Raw genomic sequence first — 20,101 nt, forward strand, 5'->3', positions numbered from 1 at the left:
GACTTGAACTGTATCTGTGCTTGAAACTAAGCATCAATCTGGAGTGGGCAAAGCTTTGCCCACCCTACAAAATTAAACTTAATGGTGGTGATGATGGTGATGGTGATGGTCGGCTAATTGGGGATTAACTGCCACAGCTTCCTCTGACAATAACTGTGCAATATGAGCATCAGCCCATTGAGCCGCCATCCCTAAAAATTCCGGATGGTCGTTGACGCAAGGCATTTGTACGTAATTTATACCAGAATGCTGTTTTTCCAAAGCATGGATGATGTGATGTACATCCAACAGAGTTTCGTGGTTTTCCGTAGCAAAACCTATTGGCATAAATATCACTATTTTTGCACCCAACTGAATCAAGTTATTTGCTGCTTGTTGTGCATTTGGCTGCGTCCATTCAATCAAAGGCGTGTCGTGATTGAGCCAACCTACGGAGATTAGAGGATAGCGGTTAATCAACTTATCCCGTACTAAATCATATAGTGCCTGACTTTCGGTAATTCCAGAGGTAAATCCTTTGGCTTTGTGCGGACAGCCGTGATTCATCAGTACAATCCCGATTTGGGAAGGTAGGTAAGCTGCTGCTAAATCAGCGTTAATTTTCTCCTCAACTAAATGAGCCATCAAATCGATGTAGGCTGGTTCGTTGAAGAAAGAAGGAATATAGCGCTGTGCTTTCACCCAGTGTTCTTCACCATCAGCCAACTCAACAAGGGCATTATTAACTTGCTCGATCGCAATCCCACTAGTAAAAATAGAATCAACAACTAGCAGTGGATAAATTAGCAGCTTATCGAAGCCTTGGTTTTTGATTTCTGCCAAGACTTGTTTGGGTAAGAAGGGGGCGCAGAAGTTGAAAGCTTTGAAAACTTGGACGTTATTGCCCCATTTTTCTTGTAAATTCTTCTCAATTCCAGCCCGCTGTTGTTCAAAGATGGCATTGTGTGGAGAAATAAAATCGTGGTGTGTGTGTCCCCACTCATGACGGTCAAATAGTGCTAGAAGTCGTGCCAGCGGCGGATAAATCCAGGTTGGCACTGGTGCGAATTTGGCGGTGAGTAGATTTAAAGCCTGTTCGTTATAGTTAGCGAAATCTTCGTAGCTTTCGACTTCGCCATAGCCCATAAGCAGTACAGCTACACGGTCTTTACTTGATAATTGCTCGTGAGTATGTTGTAGTTTTTCCGGCGTTGCAACCACAATAACTTCCTCAATATAACCAGAGTGCAGAGAATTTAAAGCTAGGGGATTAGCTTGAACGTTTCCCCTATTACTAAATTATTATCACATCCCCCCGGATGGGATAAGTGTAAAAATCAAAATAATACATCAAAAGACATACTTTGGCGATCGCTAGATTTCTTGCAGAAGTTCTTGCACCGATATTGTAAGCTGCTGAGAGATCGCGGTTATATTCTTTGCCAGTTTTCAAGAGAGCTAGTAAGTAATTAACCCTTGCCTAAGTCCTGGGGAATCATAATGACTGAGTGACTTCAGGGGGCAGTTTTATGTGCCCGAACATTCCCGGCATTAAATTTGTGGCTTTTTTAAGGGCAATTTTAGCAGTAAAACTACGACTGTTGGGGTTTGCAGAAGGAATAATTTGATTTACTTGTCCGCGCACAGAACGCTTGAGAGCATCTAGCTGCACTTCCACTTCATCTCCTTGTTTCACCAAGGACTTCATTGACTCTGGTACTACAACGCTAAACTGCAAGCGATCGCTACTTTCCAATGTTACTAAAGGTTGTCCAAAATCCGCTATTGCACCTACTTCTATATGTTTCTTAGTGACGACTCCAGCGAATGGTGCTTTAACAATGCTGCGGTTTAGGTTAGCAATCGTTGGCTTTACTTGTGCTCGTGCTTGCTGAACTTGGGAACGCGCCTGCTTTACTCCTACTCGTGCTTGCTGGACTTGGAAGCTTGCCTGTTTTATGGCAATTTTGGCTTGCTCAATTTCCCGCTTGGCTTGTTCAATCCCAGCTTTTGCCTGTTGAATGCGAGCTTCAATTAATGCTACCTCTGTATTGGCTGTATTTAGTTGTAATTGGCTGACTGCACCATCTTTTTGCAGCATAGCCATGCGTTGTTGATTTAATTGAGCCTCAGCTAGTTGTCCTTGTGCTTCCTGCAATTTGGCTTCGGCTTCTTGTTGATGAACCTTTGCTCGATCGAGTTGTGCTAGCGCTTGAGTTTTGTTTGCTAAGGCTTGAGTTTCAGCAGCAGTCGCAACTGTTACACCTGCTTGAGCTTGGAAAATCACAGCCGATGCTCGATCGCGTTGTGCCTGGATATCTTTGACATCAATAAGGGCAATGATTTGACCTGCTTTAACTGTGTCACCTTCTTGCACTGGCAAAGTTTTAATTTGTCCCATAACGCGACTGGTAGTAGTGACGGTTTCTACCGCTTCTAAGGTACCATTCAAGGGGATTCTACCCAGATTCAATGCTTTGTTGGTCAGGGTCGTTTTTACTTCTATAGGTTTGACAGTGCTAGTTATAGTAGCAGTATCCGCCGAATTAGAAAAAAAGGATAACACGATAGCTCGCAAGCCTGCGATCGCTAAAAGGGCTGCTAAAAAAAACATATCGTATTTCATTCGCTTACCTTTAACGAGACTGTTACTAACTGCCAACTATACAGTTTAGTATATAATTTCACTCCCTAAGAGGCTTCCAACTAAAAAATCGCAAGGCCAACGCTAAAGGCGATCCCAAATAGCTACTATAGGGCGGAGATTGTAAATAGTTGGAACCTTAATTGTGAGTGGTAAAGATCGCCCAGTCCATCAACTAGCTCGTTCTGGAGATGTTCAAGCTCTGAGGGCATTGCTCGATCGCAATCCGGAATTGGCATTAGCCAAAGGTTGGTTCGATCGTCTCCCTATTCACTGTGCGGCAGAAGGTGGAGCAGTTGAATGCGTGCAATTGTTGATACGGATGCAGCAAGCGAGAGGTTTGTTTGGATTCGTCAGCGGCTTATCCAGTCAGCCGGCAGTTGTTGACTTGCCCGATAGTTTACACGCCTGGACTCCCCTGTTTGAAGCCGTCATCAAAGACTCTCTAGACTGCGCCAGACTGCTACTCGAACATGGGGCGAACCCAAATGCCAGAAGTACAAAAGACAATCGTCAAGAGACTCCATTATTTCATGCAAAATCCCTGGAGATGGTGTTGCTTTTGGAGGAGTATGGAGCCGATCTCGATGCCATCTCTTGTGCAAATCAATACGCCTTTGAAGCAACTGGGTGGCGATCGCTTGAACTGCTGCAATTTTGGCTGAATCGAGGTGCGAACGTCAACCATGTACCTGGTTTTCAGAGTCCACTTTTACATACTGCGATCGGTTTGCGCGAGCCTGAAGGAGGCTCTATTCCTCAAACCGAATCGGTCAATTTACTTCTTGACTATGGAGCAAACCCTAATTTACCAGAAAGGTATGAAGGCAATACGCCATTACATGTTGCAGTATTGGCAAAAAGAAGCGATATTGCGCGGTTGCTGCTCGATCGCAAAGCAAACCCCAATGCTCAGAACTATATTGGTGATACGCCGTTGCATCAAGCAACAAAACATCGAGAGGTCGAATTGTCTCAACTCCTAATTGAGTATGGGGCTGATGTGAATATTCGCAACCTGCATCGTTGCTGTGCATGGGATAATGCACGAGAATTTCCTGAATTATTAGCGATTCTAGAACCTCATTGGCTCAATCTGCCTAATCCTCGCCCTACCCCACAACAGCTAATTGAGCGCATATTATCTATTCCTGAATTTGCTCAAGCAGGGCTTACTCCTTGCTCAAAACAAGAGATTAGACATTTGGAGCAAAAGTTTGGGGTCATACTTCCCGAAGCTTACAAACAGTTTCTTCAGGTGATGGGTAAATGGGCAGGTGGCTTTATAGCTACTGACCACTGGAATGCTTTCTATGAGTCTGTGAAGGACATGGCTCAAAGCGATCGATTCGCACAATTTGAAAATCTACCTCAACTGCCCCACAATTACTTTGTTTTTGCTTCTCGGTTAGGGTCAACCAATCTATTTTTTGTTGCAGATGGAAAGGATGACGATCCGCCAATTTACTACTTCGGTGATGAAACTGAAACCACTATAGAAAAACGCTATGATTCCTTCTGGGATTGGATCGAAGAAATGGTGATTTACTACGAGTACTACAACCAAAAAGGAGTTTTATAATTTGGATTGGGAATTGCTATTAGACTATTTCATTCTGGCGAAATTTCCCGATAAGCTTGCCGACACTGCTCGTAGTTGTCTGGCAGAATCTCAGCATTACCAAAACATAATTGCTCGTGAGTGGTAATTAAAGTTTCATAAGGCTGTATGGGGCTTACAGACGATCGCAATATTTGTAGATATTCTCCATCTGTACGGCTTTTTTTGTGAGGTGCGATCGCTTGCTGATGCAAATGCTGTAACATCGCTAAATAAAGACAACGGCAAGCTTCACGGTAGTTACCTTGGCGGTAAAATTTTTGCGATCGCTCTAACAAAACATCAATGGATGACTCATTAAAGCTATTTTTTACACCAAAATCGGTAAAATTACCTCCCCTACTCAGCCAAGAATATAAATAAGGACTGAATTCTCGCCATAACCGCCAAGCTACCCAAGCTACAAATAAGCCTAGTATTACCCAAAACAGGAATTTCAGTAACTCACCTACCCAAGGGCTAATTGACCATCCATCGGGCAATTCTGGCAAAGACCTTTCCAAGCGGTAAAACTGGTATTCCCACCATTCTCCTATTTGTTGTTGAAATTGAGAAAGCTGCCAATTCCAGTTAGTTTTTTCAAAAGTATCTGTCATAGGGGAGGAGTGGGGCAAAGGGGCAAGGGGGCAGGGGAGGCAGGGGAGGCAGGGGAGGCAGGGGGGCAGGGGAAAAGGTTAAAGGGAAAAGGAATAAATTTAATCTTTCCCCTTTTCCCCTTACCCCTTTCCCTTTCCCTTTCCCAATGCCCTATTCAATTGAGTCTTTTTTTATCATTATCCAGCCGATAACGGCAAGTAGCCCACCAAATGCAAGAAATCCTAGATCCCAAGCTAATTGATTTGGCCCTGGTTTAACATGATGGATACCGAGAATTTGATGGTCAATCAGTCCTTCAACTACGTCGAATAACCCAGCACCAATAAGTATTGAACCAATAAAGGTTTGTGATGACCAAGGAACATCATCACGCCCTCCGGCACGCCACAGTAAAATTATTCCTGCTACGGTTAACACCCAATCGAAAGCATGGAATAAGCCGTCCCATATCATATTCAAATCTTCATTGGCAACATTTGTCAGAGGTCGAATGTTGCTCAACATGTGATGCCACTGAAGTAACTGATGCAGTAGAATCCCATCAACAAACCCTCCAAGACCCAAACCAAGAACAATTCCTGCAATAATCAAGGGTGTCCTTTGCTTGAGGGTTGTACTCTTCGCCTCCATCTTCAACCTCATAGATAAGCTTTTTACCAAAATAGAATTGTTTTGATAACCATATCTTCTATCTTGAGGCAAGTGCGATCGCTCAAATTAAAATGAGTCAATCTTCAATTTTGATTTGCATACCTGCTTTGGCTGGGTCGAAATTTTCAGGAAAATGGGTATTGCGATCGTAATCAGCTTTTTCCAGGTTCGCTCCTTCAAGATCGGCTTGATGAAGATTAGCAGACATTAACAATGCTCCCCTAAGATCGGCATCTCTCAAATTAGCTTCACTCAAATCGGCGAAGCTTAAATCAGTTCCCCTTAAATTAGCACTGCTCAAATTAGCTTCACTCAAATCAGCATAGCTGAGGTCAGATCCTCTCAAATTAATACCTTGTAGATCGGCATTACCCAATTCTGCTTTGTTAAAATCTCGTTTTCCTGCTGCATACCTCTCCACAAGAGTAGCAGCATTATTAACGGGTTGTTGAGAATTTATTTGAGACATACCTCACAGGCTATATCATTAATTTCTTTCTTTTACTAAGGATTACATCATACAGCAGTTTTCTTTTGCATGAGGTACAAAGTCACTGGTTTTGAGGCAGGAGGCAGAAGAATAATCTACATAGATGTTCTTAGATTACATTTTATGGTGACTTTTTGCTTAAGTTGACACCAGTGAGTACTGCTGTGCCCTTACGGATAATTGATGTGTCGCAAACATTATTTGAATTGGTATAAAGCTTAAAAAAATTAGGTTCTTCAGTAATTGGTATCCTAAATAAACCTAGCAAAAACTGAAAATATCACTCTCAAACATAACTCTCCATCCACCCGATTGCGGTAAAGTTGCAAATAAACGTGCATCTACCAGGAGGAAAGAGCCATGAAAGCAGTCTTGATGACAGCAGCTGGCAGTCCGGAAGTTCTGCAAGTACAGGACGTACCAAACCCTGCTGTTCCCGTGGAAAACACCGAACTTTTAGTCCGCTTAGTGGCGGCTGGTCTTAATCCCATTGATACCAAACTTCGTAGCCGTGGTACTTTTTACAGCGATCGCCTACCAGCTATTTTAGGATGTGATGGTGCAGGTATTGTGGAAGCTGTAGGTGCTGGCGTACAAAGATTTCGCCCAGGTGATGAAGTATATTTTTGCTATGGCGGTTTGGGGGCACACCAAGGCAATTATGCTGAATATACTGTTGTGGATGAGCGGTTTGTGGCACGTAAACCTGCGTCTATTTCCTTTGCCGAAGCAGCAGCAGCACCTTTAGTTTTAATCACAGCTTGGGAAGCTTTATACGAACGCGGACGATTGGAACCTGGGGAACGAGTTCTGATTCATGCCGGTGCTGGTGGTGTCGGACATGTAGCAATTCAATTGGCAAAACTCAAAGGTGCTAGTGTTTCTACTACTGTAGGTTCTCAAGAAAAAGCTAATTTCGCCAAACAATTAGGTGCTGACTACACAATTTTATACAAACAAACTGATTTTGTACAAGCAGTATTAGATTGGACAAATGGCGAAGGCGTAGATTTGGCCTTTGATACCGTAGGCGGCGAAACCTTCCACAAAACTTTTCCCGCAGTACGGGTGTATGGCGATATTGTGACGATTCTCGAACCAGATGCCAATACTGTTTGGAAAACTGCTAGACTACGTAATCTCCGCATTGGCTTAGAATTAATGCTGACGCCAGCATTGCTCGGATTAGAAGAGAGCCTCCAGCATCATGCAGAAATTCTCGAACAATCTGCCACTTGGATCGATGAAGGTAAGTTAAAAATTCATGTCAGTCACAAGTTTCCTTTAGAAGAAGCGGCTAAAGCTCACCAATTACTTGAAAGTGGTTCTGTAACGGGTAAAATTGTTCTGCTGATTAGGGATTGAACGATCGAGCTTGCATAAATTATTTTTTCAACGCAGAGGCACACAGAGGTTAAACGCAAAGGTACGCAAAGTTTTTTCTCTGCCTACCTTTGCGTTCCTTTGTGTTTTATTAATTCTTCTCTTCCTGACTTTACCTGCTTGGGCAGCGCCACAACCAGAACGCACGCCTTTAACTCTAGAATTATTACAAGAACGACTGCGTACACCGACACTCCGCGAAGGTAGTTTGACGGTAGATTTGCAGAAGATGGTAATTGATTTACGCCCAGAAAATGCTAGTTTTCGCGATGCTTTTTACCAATTACTACGTAAAGAATTGGGTGCAAAACCTCTGGGTTTAGACTTGAGTTATGCTTTGATTTTAGGGGATTTTGTAGGCAGTGATTTGGGTTTAAGAACGCCTTTGTATGCTCAGGCGATCGCTCCGATTTTTACTGCTAGCGAACAACAAGAATTAGAACGTTTGCGCTTTGTTTGTTTGGAATTATTGGCAATAGCTTTACCAGACTCTAAAGATTGTCGATCGCTTTTGGCAACATCCACCCAACCAGGCGAAATTACTGTTTTTCGTGGTGCTTTGATACTGGCGCAAACTCGCTTCAATGGAGAAGTAAAGTTTTCTAATACATTCTTTCTTCAATCTGTAGATGCACAAAACGCCACATTTGTCCAAGCCAGTAATTGGACTGAAACCAGGTTTGCTCGTCCTGTTAGTTTTAGCAGTGCTAACTTTCGACAAACAAGCAATTTTTTTGGCAGTATTTTTTTTGAAAAAGCTAATTTTAAACAAGCTCAATTTCAAGAAACCATTGATTTTCAAGGTAGTTTTTTTGAAAAAACTGCCAACTTCAATCGGGCAAATTTTAAACAATTAGCTAAATTTAATAACGTGCAGTGGCAAGAAAATGTTGATTTTTCCTATGTGCGTTTTGCTAATCAAGCACAGTTTAATAAAGGTAATTTTAATCAGCTACTTTTCTTCAAAGAAACCACTTTTGAACAAGCTGTGATATTTCGAGAAGTGGATTTTAACCAAGCGGTAAATCTCCAAGGCGCGAGTATTATTAACCAAGCAGACTTTAGCGATGCCAGATTTAGCAAGGAAGCTTTTTTAAATGTATCTGGTCTAACTTTTAATTCCAACCAAGCGAAAATTTTAGGTAATCCTGGTGAAATTGGGAGAATATTTTATGTACCTACATTCCAAGGAAACCAAAATATATTGCGGAATTTGGGGCAAAATTTCCGTCAACAACAACAAGTTGCAGATGCTAATGATTTAGAGTACACAAAACAAAGATTGAGATTAATAGAATTAAGCCGCAATTTGACGGCTACAAATATTAATAGTGTAACTATGACAAGTTTGATAAAGTTAGGTTTTTCTACAACTGAATCGGAAGCCATTGCTGAACGTCGTTTAGTAAAACCATTTCGCAATATCACCGAGTTACTTACTTTAGCAGACATCAGTTTAGAAACGTATACCAAATTAAGCGATCGCTTGAGTGTTGGCGAACCTCTTTCAATAGGTACATGGTTACTCGAAGCTTGGAGTTGGTTGGCATTAAGCGTACTGTTGTTGTTGAGTGGTTATGGTACGAATTTTTGGTTAGTATTTGGTGTCGGAGGAGTAGCGATCGCTTACTTCGGTTTGCTATTTTGGCTAGTGGATCGGTGTCGCCGTTTGCGTCCGATACCAATTGTTCCTACATCCTACGAAACCATTTCTATATTAATCAGTTTTAGCGTTTTAGAATTCTTGAGCTTATTAGCTATTTTTCGCAATGCAGAACAACCTTGGCTGACATTGGGGTGTCTTTTAATAATTATTGTTCCTGTTCCGGTGGCTTTATTAATTCAACTTTACCAACAAGGCCGTTATCATGATTTAATGGATATTTCCTACTTTACAGAAGACGGAACATTTAGGCAATTACGATTGTTAATTGGACGTTTGCCGGTGATTCCTAGAAATCAAACATTTCGTGAAAGATACATGCCTTTGTTGTGCGATCGCCGTTGGAATTGGCTCAATTATTATGATTTTAGTCTCAACAACATAGTGAGATTAGGATTTAATGATATTCGCTTGCGAGACGAACATTTACCAGGTATTATTTCTGCACTTGCTTGGTATCAATGGAGCCTGGGTTTAATGTATATTACCCTAGTTTTGTGGACACTCTCGCGCACAATTCCCGGATTGAATTTGCTAATTTATTTGAAGTAATCTTGCCTAAAATAGCAAGTTTTAAATTACAGCCAATGAATGTTTGTCAGGGAGAATATTTTAAGAAATAAAACTGTTTCGTTCATTCTGCTGAGAGCCAAGCTTGTAAATCAGCCATACTAGCAAAATCTAACAGTGCTTCACCCAAATTTTCTAATTGTTCTAGAGAGAGACTTTCAATACGTTCGCGCAATTGTTGAGGTAGTTCTCCTACACGTTTAGTTAGTTGACGAACAATAAGCGATCGCGCTTCCGCTTCTCGTCCCTCTTCTCGTCCCTCTTCTCGTCCTTCTTCTCGTCCCTCTTCTTTGATTTCTCTGTAAACTCGCGTTTCTTTGAGTGTTATTCCTAACATCGATTCAACCTAGCCAAGCCTGTAAATCAGCCATACTAGTAAAATCTAACAGTGCTTCACCCAAATTTTCTAATTGTTCGAGAGAGAGAGTTTGAATACGTTCGCGCACTTGTGGAGGTAATTCTCCTACGCGTTTAGTTAGTTGACGAACAATAAGCGATCGCGCTTCCGCTTCTCGTCCCTCTTCTCGTCCCTCTTCTCGTCCTTCTTCTCGTCCTTCTTCTCGTCCTTCTTCCTTGATTTCTCTGTAAACTCGCGTTTCTTTGAGTGTTATTCCTAACATCGATTCAACCTCCTTTCGACTTAACCGTTCAAATTTGTACACCATTATTGTAGTCACTAACTCAATTATGGCCTTATTTGCAGTTTCAGGCTGTTCAACAGAGGAACGTTCAAGCAAATATCTTGCTTCTTGTGGTGCAAGTTCATCATCCAGTGTAGTTAACACCATCAACGCTATCCATATAGGTAATTGGCGAATATTCCCCAATTCATCTAAATACACTCGATGTATTTGCTCGCTGTTAAGCAATCCCCGATGGGGATGAATATCGGTTTGTTCGATACTGCGAGATGGGTAAATAATTACTGCTTGCCAATCACTAAATCTGGCGCGGTTGCGGTAGAAATATAATGATGATTCTGCAAATACCCTTTCATAAAGTTGTTCATCTTTTTGGAACTGCACTTCACAAAAATAAACAACCCCAGCACCTTCATTTTCTGGTGGTAAAAATACCCCGTCAATTTCAAATTTTGGTTCTTTGACGGCGACTGAATCAAATCGATAAAGCTCTGCATTGATCGGAGGATTTGTCAATAATTCAAATAGTAAACTTGGTGATTGTTGGAATAGTTTGTAAAAGATTGAGTCTGGACGCATGAAAACATTAGTAATTTTTATGTTTATGGGTGAAGACAAAACCAAAAGCGATCGCAGTTATTATTCTTGAAATAATTCAACTGCGATCGCTCTTAATATTACTTCCCTATAATTTGTAACAAAGCTTGTCGATAAATCTTTAGTCCTTCTGCATTCAAATGGTCGCCATCACTGGTAAAATCCTTTTTCAAAACGTTATTTTCATACAATGGTGCTACTCCTGCTGCGGCAACTGGTATTTTTTCTGTTTGGGCAACTTGATTAATTAGAGCATTGATTTGTTCTACTCTAGAATTGGGTGCTGCAACAGTTGGATCTGAGCTAGCCTCAACCGTTGAATAAAAAGCCGGAATCAGAAAAACCTCTTTAGCTCCTATTGTGCGAACAAGTGCGATCGCCTCTTGCAGATTCTTGCTAAACAACTCATCACTAATTCCATACAAAGCATCATTTCCGCCTACAGCAATAATGGCTTTTTCACATTTCACGTTAGTAGGAATTAAAGTTTTCAGTTGTTCTAGTAAGGAAATTGTACTTAAGCCATTTAACCCAAAATTAAAAGTACCAGTGCCAAGAGTATTGCCAAGTCCTGCCGAAATCGAATCACCGAATAAACAACCTGAAAACTGTTTATCTTGGGCGGCTAGTGTTTGATATTGGAGTGCAATTTTCCCTAAAGGAGAAGAAGTTACATTGTCCTTTGGCGGTGCATCAGCAGAACCAGAAGATGAATCTGCCAAACCAACTAATCGGGAAATTTTTGACACATCAATTACTAGTTCTTCACTGGGATAGGCTTCTAAAAATGTGAGAAGTCCTAAACCTTCTGATGATTTAGCTCCCAGGATAATAGCAGATCGTAGCGCTTGGATATTGGCTTTATCCCGACGAGCGATCGCTTGGGAAACAAAAGATAAAATTTGTTTGCCCGTTGGTGTATTTACCAACTTATCTAAAGCCACAATATCAAGCGACATCTTCACTTGCAGCGCATCTTGAAATTTCTGTTTCTCTTCAGCACTGAGACGACCTAAAATAGTCTGCAAATTAGCAGAAACCTTTTGCGTCTCGCTATAATTGCGTATATCTGCTACAGGGATCCCTTGCTCAAATAAACCGTATCTAACAACAACATTTTCGGCTGCCAAACTAGGCGACACAGCGAAAATACTATGCAGTAGTGGAAATATTGAGTAACCAGATAGGCTTAGTAAAAGACGATAAAAAGATTTCATCACAAAAAGCTAATAAGTGAAAGGCTTAATATTTAATAGTAATACTCAATAGCGACAATTCGACTGACCAAGCGATCGATATAGCCTATTTCACATAAATTAAGTACGCGAGTAGGGGCAAAACATTTTGTGTCCTTACAATTATCTATACGTCACTCCGAGAGCAATTTGCTATATGTGTAAGAAACCACAACTAACGGCATTAATCATTAACCAAGAAATCAACTGTAGTTATGAATTGTGTAACAGAGGGTATTCTATCTTAAAATGGTTCAAAACAATCATATGTCCTTTGGCGGACTATTTTGCCATTTTCAAATTCAATAAATTGAGCAAAATAAGCTTTTATCTGTTCTCCAGATGGAATTTTTCCAAGTGGAACTGCAATTTTAGCTGTCCAGATTGCTTCTAAAATTACTGTATTGCCTACAACATATAATTTTTGGATATCAAATTTTTGGCTGATTAGTATGTTTTTACCTTTTAATGACGCTTCTTTTAAATCTTCTATATTTCTTTTGGCTCCATTAGGTATTAAGCGATTCGGGTATTCTATTTGCTCTACTGATTGAGAATAATAAATAGCGAGTTCATCTCCTGTTTTGCCCTCTTCTATTGCTTGCAGATAATTTTTAGCGATTGTTAAGATATCTTGTTGTTCATTTGCCATATTTGTTAATAAAAAAGATTTGATTTCTCCTTGAAATTATAGAAACCATATTGGATGCAGAGCCAACTGGACATAGTGCTTAGGATATGACTGGAGTTTAGACTGTTAACTGTCAACAGTCAACGGTCAACAATAGCAAGAAAATATTTTTTTACTTAGAAGTCTCTAATACTTGATTTTGGGAATACTCAAACCAATAGGTGCGAGGATAGAAAAGTGATAGAAGAAAGTGCGTATTGGGTAGCGTGGTCGCAAATTTCGGGGATTGGGCCGGTATTACTGCGACGGCTGCAACAGCATTTTGGTACGCTGGCAACCGCTTGGAACGCTACTAAGGTAGAGTTAGCAGAAGTAGAGGGTTTTGGTTTTCAAACGCTGGAAAAAATAGTACAACAGCGATCGCGCCTACATCCAGAACAGCTATTCACCAAACACCAACAGGAAAACCCTTATTTCTGGACTCCAGCAGATGCAGATTATCCCCGCTTATTACTGGAAACTCCCAGTCCCCCGCCGATTTTGTACTATCGCGGTGAAGTTGAACTCCAGGAAAATCTCGGACAAAAGCCGCTAGTTGGTATTGTTGGAACCCGCCGCCCTTCAGAATATGGCATTCGTTGGACTCGTCAAATTAGCACAGCTTTGGCTAAAAATGGCTTTACAGTGGTTTCTGGAATGGCAGAGGGAATTGACACAGAAAGCCACGCCGCTACCATGAAAGCTGGTGGAAGAACCATCGCAGTTTTAGGAACTGGGGTAGACGTTGTTTATCCGCAAAAAAATCGGGATTTGTACAAGCAAATTTTGACAGCTGGGTTAGTTGTGAGTGAGTATCCCACAAAAACCCCGCCCGATCGCACTCACTTTCCCCGCCGCAACCGCATTATTGCAGGCATGAGCCGCGCTATCTTGGTTATGGAAGCCCCATTAAAATCTGGCGCCCTCATTACAGCCACCTACGCCAATGAATTTGGTAGAGATGTCTATGCATTACCAGGAAGAGTGGACGATTATCCATCCCAAGGTTGTTTGAAGTTACTAACTCAAGGCGCTTCTTTGATTCTCAAAGAATTAGACGAATTATTAACAATGCTGGGAGCAATACCACAAATTGATAGAGTTGAGCAATTGTCAACAGTACAACAGTTAAGCTTGCCAACTTTATCACCCGAATTGCAACAGGTAATGGATGCGTTCGTCCTTAACGTTGCCGAAGGCATCGCCTGTGATACTTTACCCTTTGATTTAATAGTCCAGCAAACTGGCATGGCTGCTGGCTCAGTCTCCAGTGCTTTGTTACAGTTGGAACTTATGGGTTTACTCTCCCAACTACCGGGAATGAGGTATCAAAAGAATTAGTCATTGGTCATTGGTCATTAGTCATTAGTCATGGAAAGAAGCAGGGGAGATGAGGAGACAATTTACAATAACCCTTTCCCCTTTCCCCTTTCCCCTTTCCCCTTTCCCCTTTCCCCTTGTCCCCTTCCCATGCCCCAATTCTTAAAATATGCCAAGTAAATATGCCTTCGCTGACTGGGGCTGTCACGATCTTAATAAGTAAAGAGTAAAAGGCAATCTATTTTGACTTTTAACTTTCTCCTTTTGTTCAACTTTCCACAACGGGAGGTTTAATCTTGAGTAAATTGAAAGTTGGTATCAATGGCTTCGGTCGAATTGGACGACTTGTGCTTCGTGCTGGACTAGATAATCCCAACATCGAGTTTGTCGGCATTAACGACCTAGTACCACCAGATAACCTCGCCTACCTATTAAAGTACGACTCAACCCACGGTAGATTGACGAGAAAGGTTGAAGCCAAAGAGGATGGTATCGTCATTGATGGCCGCTTCATTCCTTGCGTATCCGTTAGGAATCCTGCGGAGTTGCCTTGGGGACAACTAGGCGCTGATTATGTCGTGGAATCTACGGGACTATTCACCGGCTATGAAGGGGCAGCAAACCACCTTAAAGCGGGTGCAAAGCGAGTAATTATTTCCGCTCCCACCAAAGATCCAGATACAGTTCCTACTTTATTAATGGGTGTTAATCATGACTTGTTTAACCCCAGCAAGGATCTAATTGTCTCCAATGCTAGCTGTACTACAAACTGTCTAGCTCCCATTGCTAAAGTTATCAATGATAACTTTGGGTTGACTGAAGGCTTGATGACCACAGTTCATGCTATGACTGCTACCCAGCCAACGGTAGACGGCCCCAGCAAAAAAGACTGGCGGGGTGGTCGAGGCGCAGCCCAAAACATTATTCCCTCCTCCACAGGTGCAGCTAAAGCTGTAGCACTGGTTTTACCAGAATTGAAGGGTAAGTTAACTGGTATGGCATTCCGAGTTCCAACTCCTGATGTCTCCGTAGTTGATTTAACTTTCAAAACTGCCAAAGCCACCAGTTACAAAGAAATTTGTGCTGCCATGAAAGAGGCTGCCAACGGTGCATTGGCAGGTATTTTGGGTTACACAGATGAAGAAGTAGTTTCCACTGATTTTCAAGGTGATACCCATTCCAGCATCTTCGACGCAGGTGCTGGTATTGAGTTAAACTCCAACTTCTTCAAAGTCGTTGCCTGGTATGACAACGAGTGGGGCTACTCGAATCGCGTGGTTGACTTGATGTTATCTATGTCACAAAAAGAACAACTCGCGCCGACGCCTGCTGTGGTTTGATTTGTTATTAGTCATTAGTCATTAGTCATTGGTCATTAGCTTTTGACTCTTGACTTTTGACTTTTGCCTGTTGCCTTTTGGCCTTTGGGATTTGGGTTAAATGGTAAATACCCGAAAATAAAACGCAATCTAGTATCTTTACTTAGCAAACCAGTGATATGAAGCACGTGTGAATTTGGATGCCATTTGCGATGTTTAAGGCAAGTTAGCTTGGGCATTGCATAATGCCAATTCTCTAAAGCAGATTAAAGATTTAAACCGGGAAACCCAAATAAAATCTGAAAGCTGTTAATTAGGAATTCTGAATTGGTTTCAGGCATCCACGTCGCAGGTTATTCCTTCAACCCTTAATCCCTATGCGTCGAACCAAAATCATTTGTACTGTTGGGCCTGCTACATCTGCACCTGAAAAGCTGCAAGCCTTAGTAGAAGCTGGAATGAATGTGGCACGCTTGAATTTTTCCCACGGGGCTTATGAATTCCATGCCCAAACGGCGCAATATCTCAGGCAGATTAGTGCTGAGCAGCAAAGACCGATCGCTATTATGCAAGATCTGTGTGGGCCAAAGATCCGCTTGGGTATCTTACCACCAGAAGGGTTAAATGTGGAAGCTGGGAGTGAAGTTACCTTTGTTTTGCAAGAGAAGGGTGAAAGTATTGACGAATTGCCTTTACCATTGCCGACTTTGTTTGCAATGGTGCGACCGGGCGAACCAATTTTAATTAATGATGGTCGCGTCAAGCTGATTGTTACAGATCGCGACGCCGATCGCATTCGCGCACAGGTGAAAATTGGCGGGTTAATTTCCACCCACAAAGGAGTTAACCTACCACAAACTCCTTTACCTGTGAGTTCGATCACCGAAAAAGACTTGCTAGATTTGCGTTTTGGGATTCAGTTGGGTGTAGACTGGGTGGCAGTGTCTTTTGTGCGATCGCCACAAGATTTAGAACCCGCCCAAAGGATGATTGAAGCTGCTGGCGCTTCCATTCGCTTAATTGCCAAAATCGAAAGAGCAGAAGCAGTAGAGCAATTTGACTCCATCCTGAAAGTTGCCGACGGCATCATGATTGCCCGCGGCGATTTAGGTGTGGAAGTGCCGATTCATGAAGTGCCTCTGATTCAAAAAGATATCACCCGCCGTTGCAATCAAGCTGGCAAGCCCGTAATTACAGCCACGCAAATGCTGGAGTCGATGATTAGCGCCCCCGACCCCACCCGCGCCGAGGCAACGGATGTAGCTAACTCCATCTTGGATGGCACAGATGCGGTAATGCTTTCTGGTGAAACCGCTGTGGGAGAATATCCTATCGCCGCTGTCCAGATGATGCACAACATTGCTGTGCGAACAGAACAGGCTTTAGATGAGGGCAGCAGACGTTCTTGGTGTCACGAACCAGGTAGTCTCAGCGTTACCGAATCGGTGGCAGAGGCGGTGTGCCGCATTGCCTACGAAACCGGCTCAAAGGCAATTCTGTGTAACACAACCTCAGGCAGTACGGCGAGAATGGTGTCTAAATATCGGCCAACTTCTCCGATTATTGCCTTGACCTCCGACGCCACCGCTTACCGTCAGCTAGCACTTTCCTGGGGAGTCGAACCTTTATTGATTCCACCAGTCCACCATGCTGAAGAAATGTTTACAAATGTGGTGAACAAAGTCTTAGAAAGAGGTCTAGCGAAAAAAGGAGATCAGGTGGTGATTACCTCTGGTGTCCCAATTGGTAAATCAGGAACAACTAGCTTAATCAAAGTGCATTCCATTGGACAGCCAATTTCTGCATAAGCCTCTAGAATAAGGCTGTGACTCTGGAGGGGAGTAGGGAGATGGGGGGATGGGGGGATGGGGAGGCAGGGGGAGAATAATTCCTAACTCCTAACTCCTAACTCAGCACTCAGCACTAACTTGGAATTTAAGTAAATCCTAAACAAACATCACGGAGTATCTTATGTCTAAAAGTTTACTAGAACAATTGCGAGAAATGACTGTTGTGGTTGCAGATACAGGGGATATCAAAGCAATCGAAAAGTTTAAACCCCAAGATGCTACCACAAATCCCTCCTTGATTACTGCTGCGGCGCAGATGCCGGAATATCAAGAAATTGTCGATCAGACTTTACTCCAAGCAAAAAAAGATGCTGGAGCCGGAGCTACCCAAGCACAGATAGTTACTCTGGCGTTTGACCGTTTGGCGGTGGCTTTTGGATTGAAGATTTTGCAAATTATCCCCGGTCGCGTGTCTACGGAAGTGGATGCTCGTTTGTCCTATGATACTGAAGCTACCGTTACTAAAGCACGGGAATTAATTGCTCAGTATAAAGCTGCTGGAGTTGGCCGCGATCGCGTGTTAATTAAAATTGCCACCACCTGGGAAGGCATTCGCGCTGCGGAAATTCTGGAAAAAGAAGGTATTCATTGTAACCTTACCTTGTTGTTTGGTTTGCACCAAGCGATCGCCTGTGCAGAAGCCGGCGTTACCTTAATTTCTCCCTTCGTCGGTCGGATTCTCGACTGGTACAAAAAAGATACTGGACGGGATAGCTACCCAGCAGCCGAAGATCCAGGAGTTTTGTCAGTCACCAAAATCTACAACTACTACAAGAAATTCGGCTATAAAACCGAAGTTATGGGAGCTAGCTTCCGTAATATTGGGGAAATTACTGAGCTTGCAGGTAGTGATTTGTTAACAATTTCACCATCGCTTTTGGCTGAATTACAAGCAACTATTGGAGAACTGCCACGCAAACTCGACCCTGCTAATGTAGCAAACTTGGAAATTGAAAAATTATCCATTGATAAAGCTACCTTTGACAAGATGCACGCTGCTGACCGCATGGCAACTGATAAACTAGACGAGGGCATCAAAGGTTTCACCAAAGCACTAGAAGACCTGGAAAAACTTTTGGCAGACCGATTGGCTCGCCTGGAAACAGAGCCAGTAGCAAGTCATTAAAATCTGACAATAGCTAATGGTTAGTGGTTAATCAAAAACCACTAATCAGTTAATTGGCGTTGCATAAAATAGGTATGATTCTTTTAGGGTGGGCATCCATAACCGCCCGAAAATAAAAAGGACGGGCAAGACACCCATCCGACAAAACTATCAAAATCATCCCGCAAATATGCAACGCCAATTAATTACTTACTTGTCTGAGATTAATACCATTGCCTGTAGTATCGTTGCCGCCTCAACTCCCGTTGTCTCAATTGCTGCTGTCGAATATTTTGATCTCTTCTGAAACGGTCGCCTCGTCGAATTATTCGAGTTCGTCCGTAAGGATCGCGTCGGATTATTTGATATCGTCCAGGCTGGCGTCGTTGAATTATTCGAGTTCGTCCGTAAGGGTCGCGTCGGATTATTTGATATCTTCCTATCCCTAAAGGCTGGCGTCGGATTATTCGATATCGTCCTGACCGCCGTTGAGCAATTAAAAGCTCTCCTTTTCGATCTCCAACTAGGTTAGCCTCTGATGCCGCACTTTGTTCGTTAAAACCATTACTTAGAGAAATATCTTTCGCTTGTGCTAATGAGGGCGGATACACAAAGGCAAATAGCAATAGTGCTATCGAGGATAGCTTCCTGAAACCTTTCATGTTTTTGCTTCTCTAAATTTTCGCTTATAACTTTATTAAAACACTTTAAAATCAGTAATTATCGTTCATACACTTTTTTTTAAACTCAATTTGGTATGAAATTCTGTATTAAAATTTAATTCTTATGAATGATTGTCAATTTAATAAAAATATGTACTTAGAAAGTGTTTAACCGAACCTGATATGACACCGATGGCAGCTGTGCGCCCCTACAATAACTGTAATCTGCTGTAAATTCCCAATTAAGGATTGCAGTACATACATTGTGCAGGATCGGCATATTCGCTGCCATTAGGAAATAATTTTTCTTGACTAAACCCACATTTTTGACATTGATAAATAACATTCAGAGTTAAAGCAGTTGGCATATCGCACATCGCACAAGGTAATCCGGGAATTCTTTCAATGACTTCAAAACCAGGCGTAGAACATTCTGGACAACAGCTTTTAATTTTTCTGATTAAATCTTGAGTAGCCTTAGCGATGTTATTCATACGCGTAGGGTTATACATTGCCCGCATATCTGTTTCCAGATGTGCTTTACCTGTCGGTGAGTTGTTGATAACAAAATTCACAGCTTCTACAAGTTGATTTTCTGTAGTAATGCCTTTAATAATTTGCTTACTATCTTGAGGAGATTCGCTAAACATAACGACTAAACCGTGTTCGGGAAAGCCTATCTTTTTAGCAAATTGAAATGCCTGCTCGACGCTTTCTACAACAATATGATTATGATTAGTTTCTAAAGAAAATTCTTCTCCAATAATTTGGAAATTATATTTTGTATCTAAAAGAATTACAATTTCTCTATTACTAGAAATAAAAGGTATGCTAGGGTGAGGTAAAAAACTACCTTCACTAGCTAGTGCTAAAGTTTCGCCAGTCAATTCTAATGCTTTTTTTGCTTTTAATATAGCAGCTTCAATTTGATTGCCTGGACGTTTAATATCTCTAGTAAATGTACCAAAAGCATCGGTATTAAAATCTTGAGGAACGATAACTTTAATTCCTAATGCTTCTAAAATTGGAGCGATCGCTTTTTCTTTGCCGTGCATTGTTGCCAATACTGCTACTCGATTAGTAAATAATGAATTTGTTTGCATT

General features: G+C 41.9%; 18 protein-coding genes and 1 pseudogene. 7 read left to right on the plus strand and 12 right to left on the minus strand.

Features of this window, described 5'->3' with window-relative positions; translation table 11 throughout:
* Positions 1–78: 78 nt before the first annotated feature.
* The 3 genes from NSTC745_RS28480 to NSTC745_RS28490 all read right to left on the minus strand — a co-directional run bounded on the left by NSTC745_RS28480 (position 79) and on the right by NSTC745_RS28490 (position 2,593).
* Positions 79–1,200, minus strand: coding sequence for a ferrochelatase (locus tag NSTC745_RS28480; protein WP_445633990.1), 1,122 nt, complete (start codon positions 1,198–1,200; stop codon positions 79–81).
* Between the two features lie 73 nt (positions 1,201–1,273).
* A complete protein-coding gene (locus NSTC745_RS28485) occupies positions 1,274–1,432 on the minus strand; it encodes a hypothetical protein (RefSeq protein WP_445633991.1) in 159 nt (52 codons plus the stop codon).
* A 42-nt stretch (positions 1,433–1,474) separates the two neighbouring features.
* Positions 1,475–2,593 carry an HlyD family secretion protein gene (locus tag NSTC745_RS28490; protein WP_445633992.1) on the minus strand — a complete coding sequence of 373 codons (1,119 nt, stop codon included), beginning with the start codon at positions 2,591–2,593 and terminating at the stop codon, positions 1,475–1,477.
* A gap of 175 nt (positions 2,594–2,768) precedes the next feature.
* On the opposite strand from NSTC745_RS28490, the gene NSTC745_RS28495 reads away from it, so the two are divergent.
* A complete protein-coding gene (locus NSTC745_RS28495) occupies positions 2,769–4,205 on the plus strand; it encodes an ankyrin repeat domain-containing protein (protein ID WP_445633993.1) in 1,437 nt (478 codons plus the stop codon).
* A 29-nt stretch (positions 4,206–4,234) separates the two neighbouring features.
* Here the strand turns inward: NSTC745_RS28495 and NSTC745_RS28500 are convergent, their stop codons facing one another.
* The 3 genes from NSTC745_RS28500 to NSTC745_RS28510 all read right to left on the minus strand — a co-directional run bounded on the left by NSTC745_RS28500 (position 4,235) and on the right by NSTC745_RS28510 (position 5,961).
* Entirely contained in the window at positions 4,235–4,840 is a 606-nt protein-coding gene (locus NSTC745_RS28500; protein WP_445633994.1) for a DUF4129 domain-containing protein, read from the minus strand.
* A gap of 151 nt (positions 4,841–4,991) precedes the next feature.
* Positions 4,992–5,471, minus strand: coding sequence for a DUF2243 domain-containing protein (locus NSTC745_RS28505; protein ID WP_445633995.1), 480 nt, complete (start codon positions 5,469–5,471; stop codon positions 4,992–4,994).
* Positions 5,472–5,568: 97 nt separating this feature from the next.
* On the minus strand, positions 5,569–5,961 hold the full coding sequence (locus tag NSTC745_RS28510; RefSeq protein ID WP_445633996.1) for a pentapeptide repeat-containing protein: 393 nt from the start codon (positions 5,959–5,961) through the stop codon (positions 5,569–5,571).
* 381 nt (positions 5,962–6,342) lie between these two features.
* On the opposite strand from NSTC745_RS28510, the gene NSTC745_RS28515 reads away from it, so the two are divergent.
* Positions 6,343–7,347 carry a zinc-dependent alcohol dehydrogenase family protein gene (locus NSTC745_RS28515; protein WP_445633997.1) on the plus strand — a complete coding sequence of 335 codons (1,005 nt, stop codon included), beginning with the start codon at positions 6,343–6,345 and terminating at the stop codon, positions 7,345–7,347.
* Positions 7,348–7,357: 10 nt separating this feature from the next.
* Positions 7,358–9,580, plus strand: coding sequence for a pentapeptide repeat-containing protein (locus NSTC745_RS28520; RefSeq protein ID WP_445633998.1), 2,223 nt, complete (start codon positions 7,358–7,360; stop codon positions 9,578–9,580).
* An 82-nt stretch (positions 9,581–9,662) separates the two neighbouring features.
* On the opposite strand, the pseudogene NSTC745_RS28525 reads toward NSTC745_RS28520, so the two are convergent.
* The 4 genes and pseudogenes from NSTC745_RS28525 to NSTC745_RS28540 form a co-directional block, all read right to left on the minus strand.
* Positions 9,663–9,944 (minus strand): annotated as a pseudogene (locus NSTC745_RS28525) (DUF4351 domain-containing protein); the annotation flags it as partial.
* A complete protein-coding gene (locus tag NSTC745_RS28530) occupies positions 9,940–10,818 on the minus strand; it encodes an Rpn family recombination-promoting nuclease/putative transposase (RefSeq protein ID WP_445633999.1) in 879 nt (292 codons plus the stop codon). The gene NSTC745_RS28530 and the pseudogene NSTC745_RS28525, both read right to left, overlap by 5 nt.
* A gap of 98 nt (positions 10,819–10,916) precedes the next feature.
* Positions 10,917–12,053, minus strand: coding sequence for an alpha/beta hydrolase (locus tag NSTC745_RS28535; protein ID WP_445634000.1), 1,137 nt, complete (start codon positions 12,051–12,053; stop codon positions 10,917–10,919).
* Positions 12,054–12,315: 262 nt separating this feature from the next.
* Positions 12,316–12,723 (minus strand): nuclear transport factor 2 family protein, encoded by a 408-nt coding sequence (locus NSTC745_RS28540; protein ID WP_445634001.1) that lies wholly within the window; start codon positions 12,721–12,723, stop codon positions 12,316–12,318.
* Between the two features lie 216 nt (positions 12,724–12,939).
* On the opposite strand from NSTC745_RS28540, the gene dprA reads away from it, so the two are divergent.
* The 4 genes from dprA to NSTC745_RS28560 all read left to right on the plus strand — a co-directional run bounded on the left by dprA (position 12,940) and on the right by NSTC745_RS28560 (position 18,356).
* Complete coding sequence (gene dprA / locus NSTC745_RS28545) at positions 12,940–14,082, plus strand: DNA-processing protein DprA (protein WP_445634002.1); 1,143 nt, start codon at positions 12,940–12,942, stop codon at positions 14,080–14,082.
* A 275-nt stretch (positions 14,083–14,357) separates the two neighbouring features.
* The gene (gene gap, locus NSTC745_RS28550; RefSeq protein ID WP_445634003.1) at positions 14,358–15,401 is read left to right on the plus strand and encodes a type I glyceraldehyde-3-phosphate dehydrogenase; all 1,044 of its coding nucleotides are present in this window, start codon (positions 14,358–14,360) and stop codon (positions 15,399–15,401) included.
* Between the two features lie 356 nt (positions 15,402–15,757).
* Positions 15,758–17,188 (plus strand): pyruvate kinase, encoded by a 1,431-nt coding sequence (gene pyk / locus NSTC745_RS28555; RefSeq protein ID WP_445634004.1) that lies wholly within the window; start codon positions 15,758–15,760, stop codon positions 17,186–17,188.
* Positions 17,189–17,351: 163 nt separating this feature from the next.
* Positions 17,352–18,356 carry a transaldolase gene (locus tag NSTC745_RS28560; RefSeq protein ID WP_445634005.1) on the plus strand — a complete coding sequence of 335 codons (1,005 nt, stop codon included), beginning with the start codon at positions 17,352–17,354 and terminating at the stop codon, positions 18,354–18,356.
* A gap of 203 nt (positions 18,357–18,559) precedes the next feature.
* On the opposite strand, the gene NSTC745_RS28565 is transcribed toward NSTC745_RS28560, so the two are convergent.
* The gene (locus NSTC745_RS28565) at positions 18,560–18,997 is read right to left on the minus strand and encodes a hypothetical protein (RefSeq protein ID WP_445634006.1); all 438 of its coding nucleotides are present in this window, start codon (positions 18,995–18,997) and stop codon (positions 18,560–18,562) included.
* 242 nt (positions 18,998–19,239) lie between these two features.
* A complete protein-coding gene (locus NSTC745_RS28570) occupies positions 19,240–20,100 on the minus strand; it encodes a DUF6671 family protein (RefSeq protein WP_445634007.1) in 861 nt (286 codons plus the stop codon).
* Position 20,101 lies beyond the last annotated feature (1 nt).

The organism is Nostoc sp. DSM 114161, from assembly GCF_052692665.1.

Coding starts and splice junctions, on each gene's coding strand:
- NSTC745_RS28540 (WP_445634001.1), bottom strand. CDS start 12,723: ATGGCAAATGAACAACAAGATATCTTAACAATCGCTAAAAATTATCTG.
- NSTC745_RS28510 (WP_445633996.1), bottom strand. CDS start 5,961: ATGTCTCAAATAAATTCTCAACAACCCGTTAATAATGCTGCTACTCTT.
- NSTC745_RS28500 (WP_445633994.1), bottom strand. CDS start 4,840: ATGACAGATACTTTTGAAAAAACTAACTGGAATTGGCAGCTTTCTCAA.
- NSTC745_RS28505 (WP_445633995.1), bottom strand. CDS start 5,471: ATGGAGGCGAAGAGTACAACCCTCAAGCAAAGGACACCCTTGATTATT.
- NSTC745_RS28515 (WP_445633997.1), top strand. CDS start 6,343: ATGAAAGCAGTCTTGATGACAGCAGCTGGCAGTCCGGAAGTTCTGCAA.
- NSTC745_RS28530 (WP_445633999.1), bottom strand. CDS start 10,818: ATGCGTCCAGACTCAATCTTTTACAAACTATTCCAACAATCACCAAGT.
- NSTC745_RS28560 (WP_445634005.1), top strand. CDS start 17,352: ATGTCTAAAAGTTTACTAGAACAATTGCGAGAAATGACTGTTGTGGTT.
- NSTC745_RS28535 (WP_445634000.1), bottom strand. CDS start 12,053: ATGAAATCTTTTTATCGTCTTTTACTAAGCCTATCTGGTTACTCAATA.
- NSTC745_RS28490 (WP_445633992.1), bottom strand. CDS start 2,593: ATGTTTTTTTTAGCAGCCCTTTTAGCGATCGCAGGCTTGCGAGCTATC.
- NSTC745_RS28565 (WP_445634006.1), bottom strand. CDS start 18,997: ATGAAAGGTTTCAGGAAGCTATCCTCGATAGCACTATTGCTATTTGCC.
- NSTC745_RS28570 (WP_445634007.1), bottom strand. CDS start 20,100: ATGCAAACAAATTCATTATTTACTAATCGAGTAGCAGTATTGGCAACA.
- pyk (WP_445634004.1), top strand. CDS start 15,758: ATGCGTCGAACCAAAATCATTTGTACTGTTGGGCCTGCTACATCTGCA.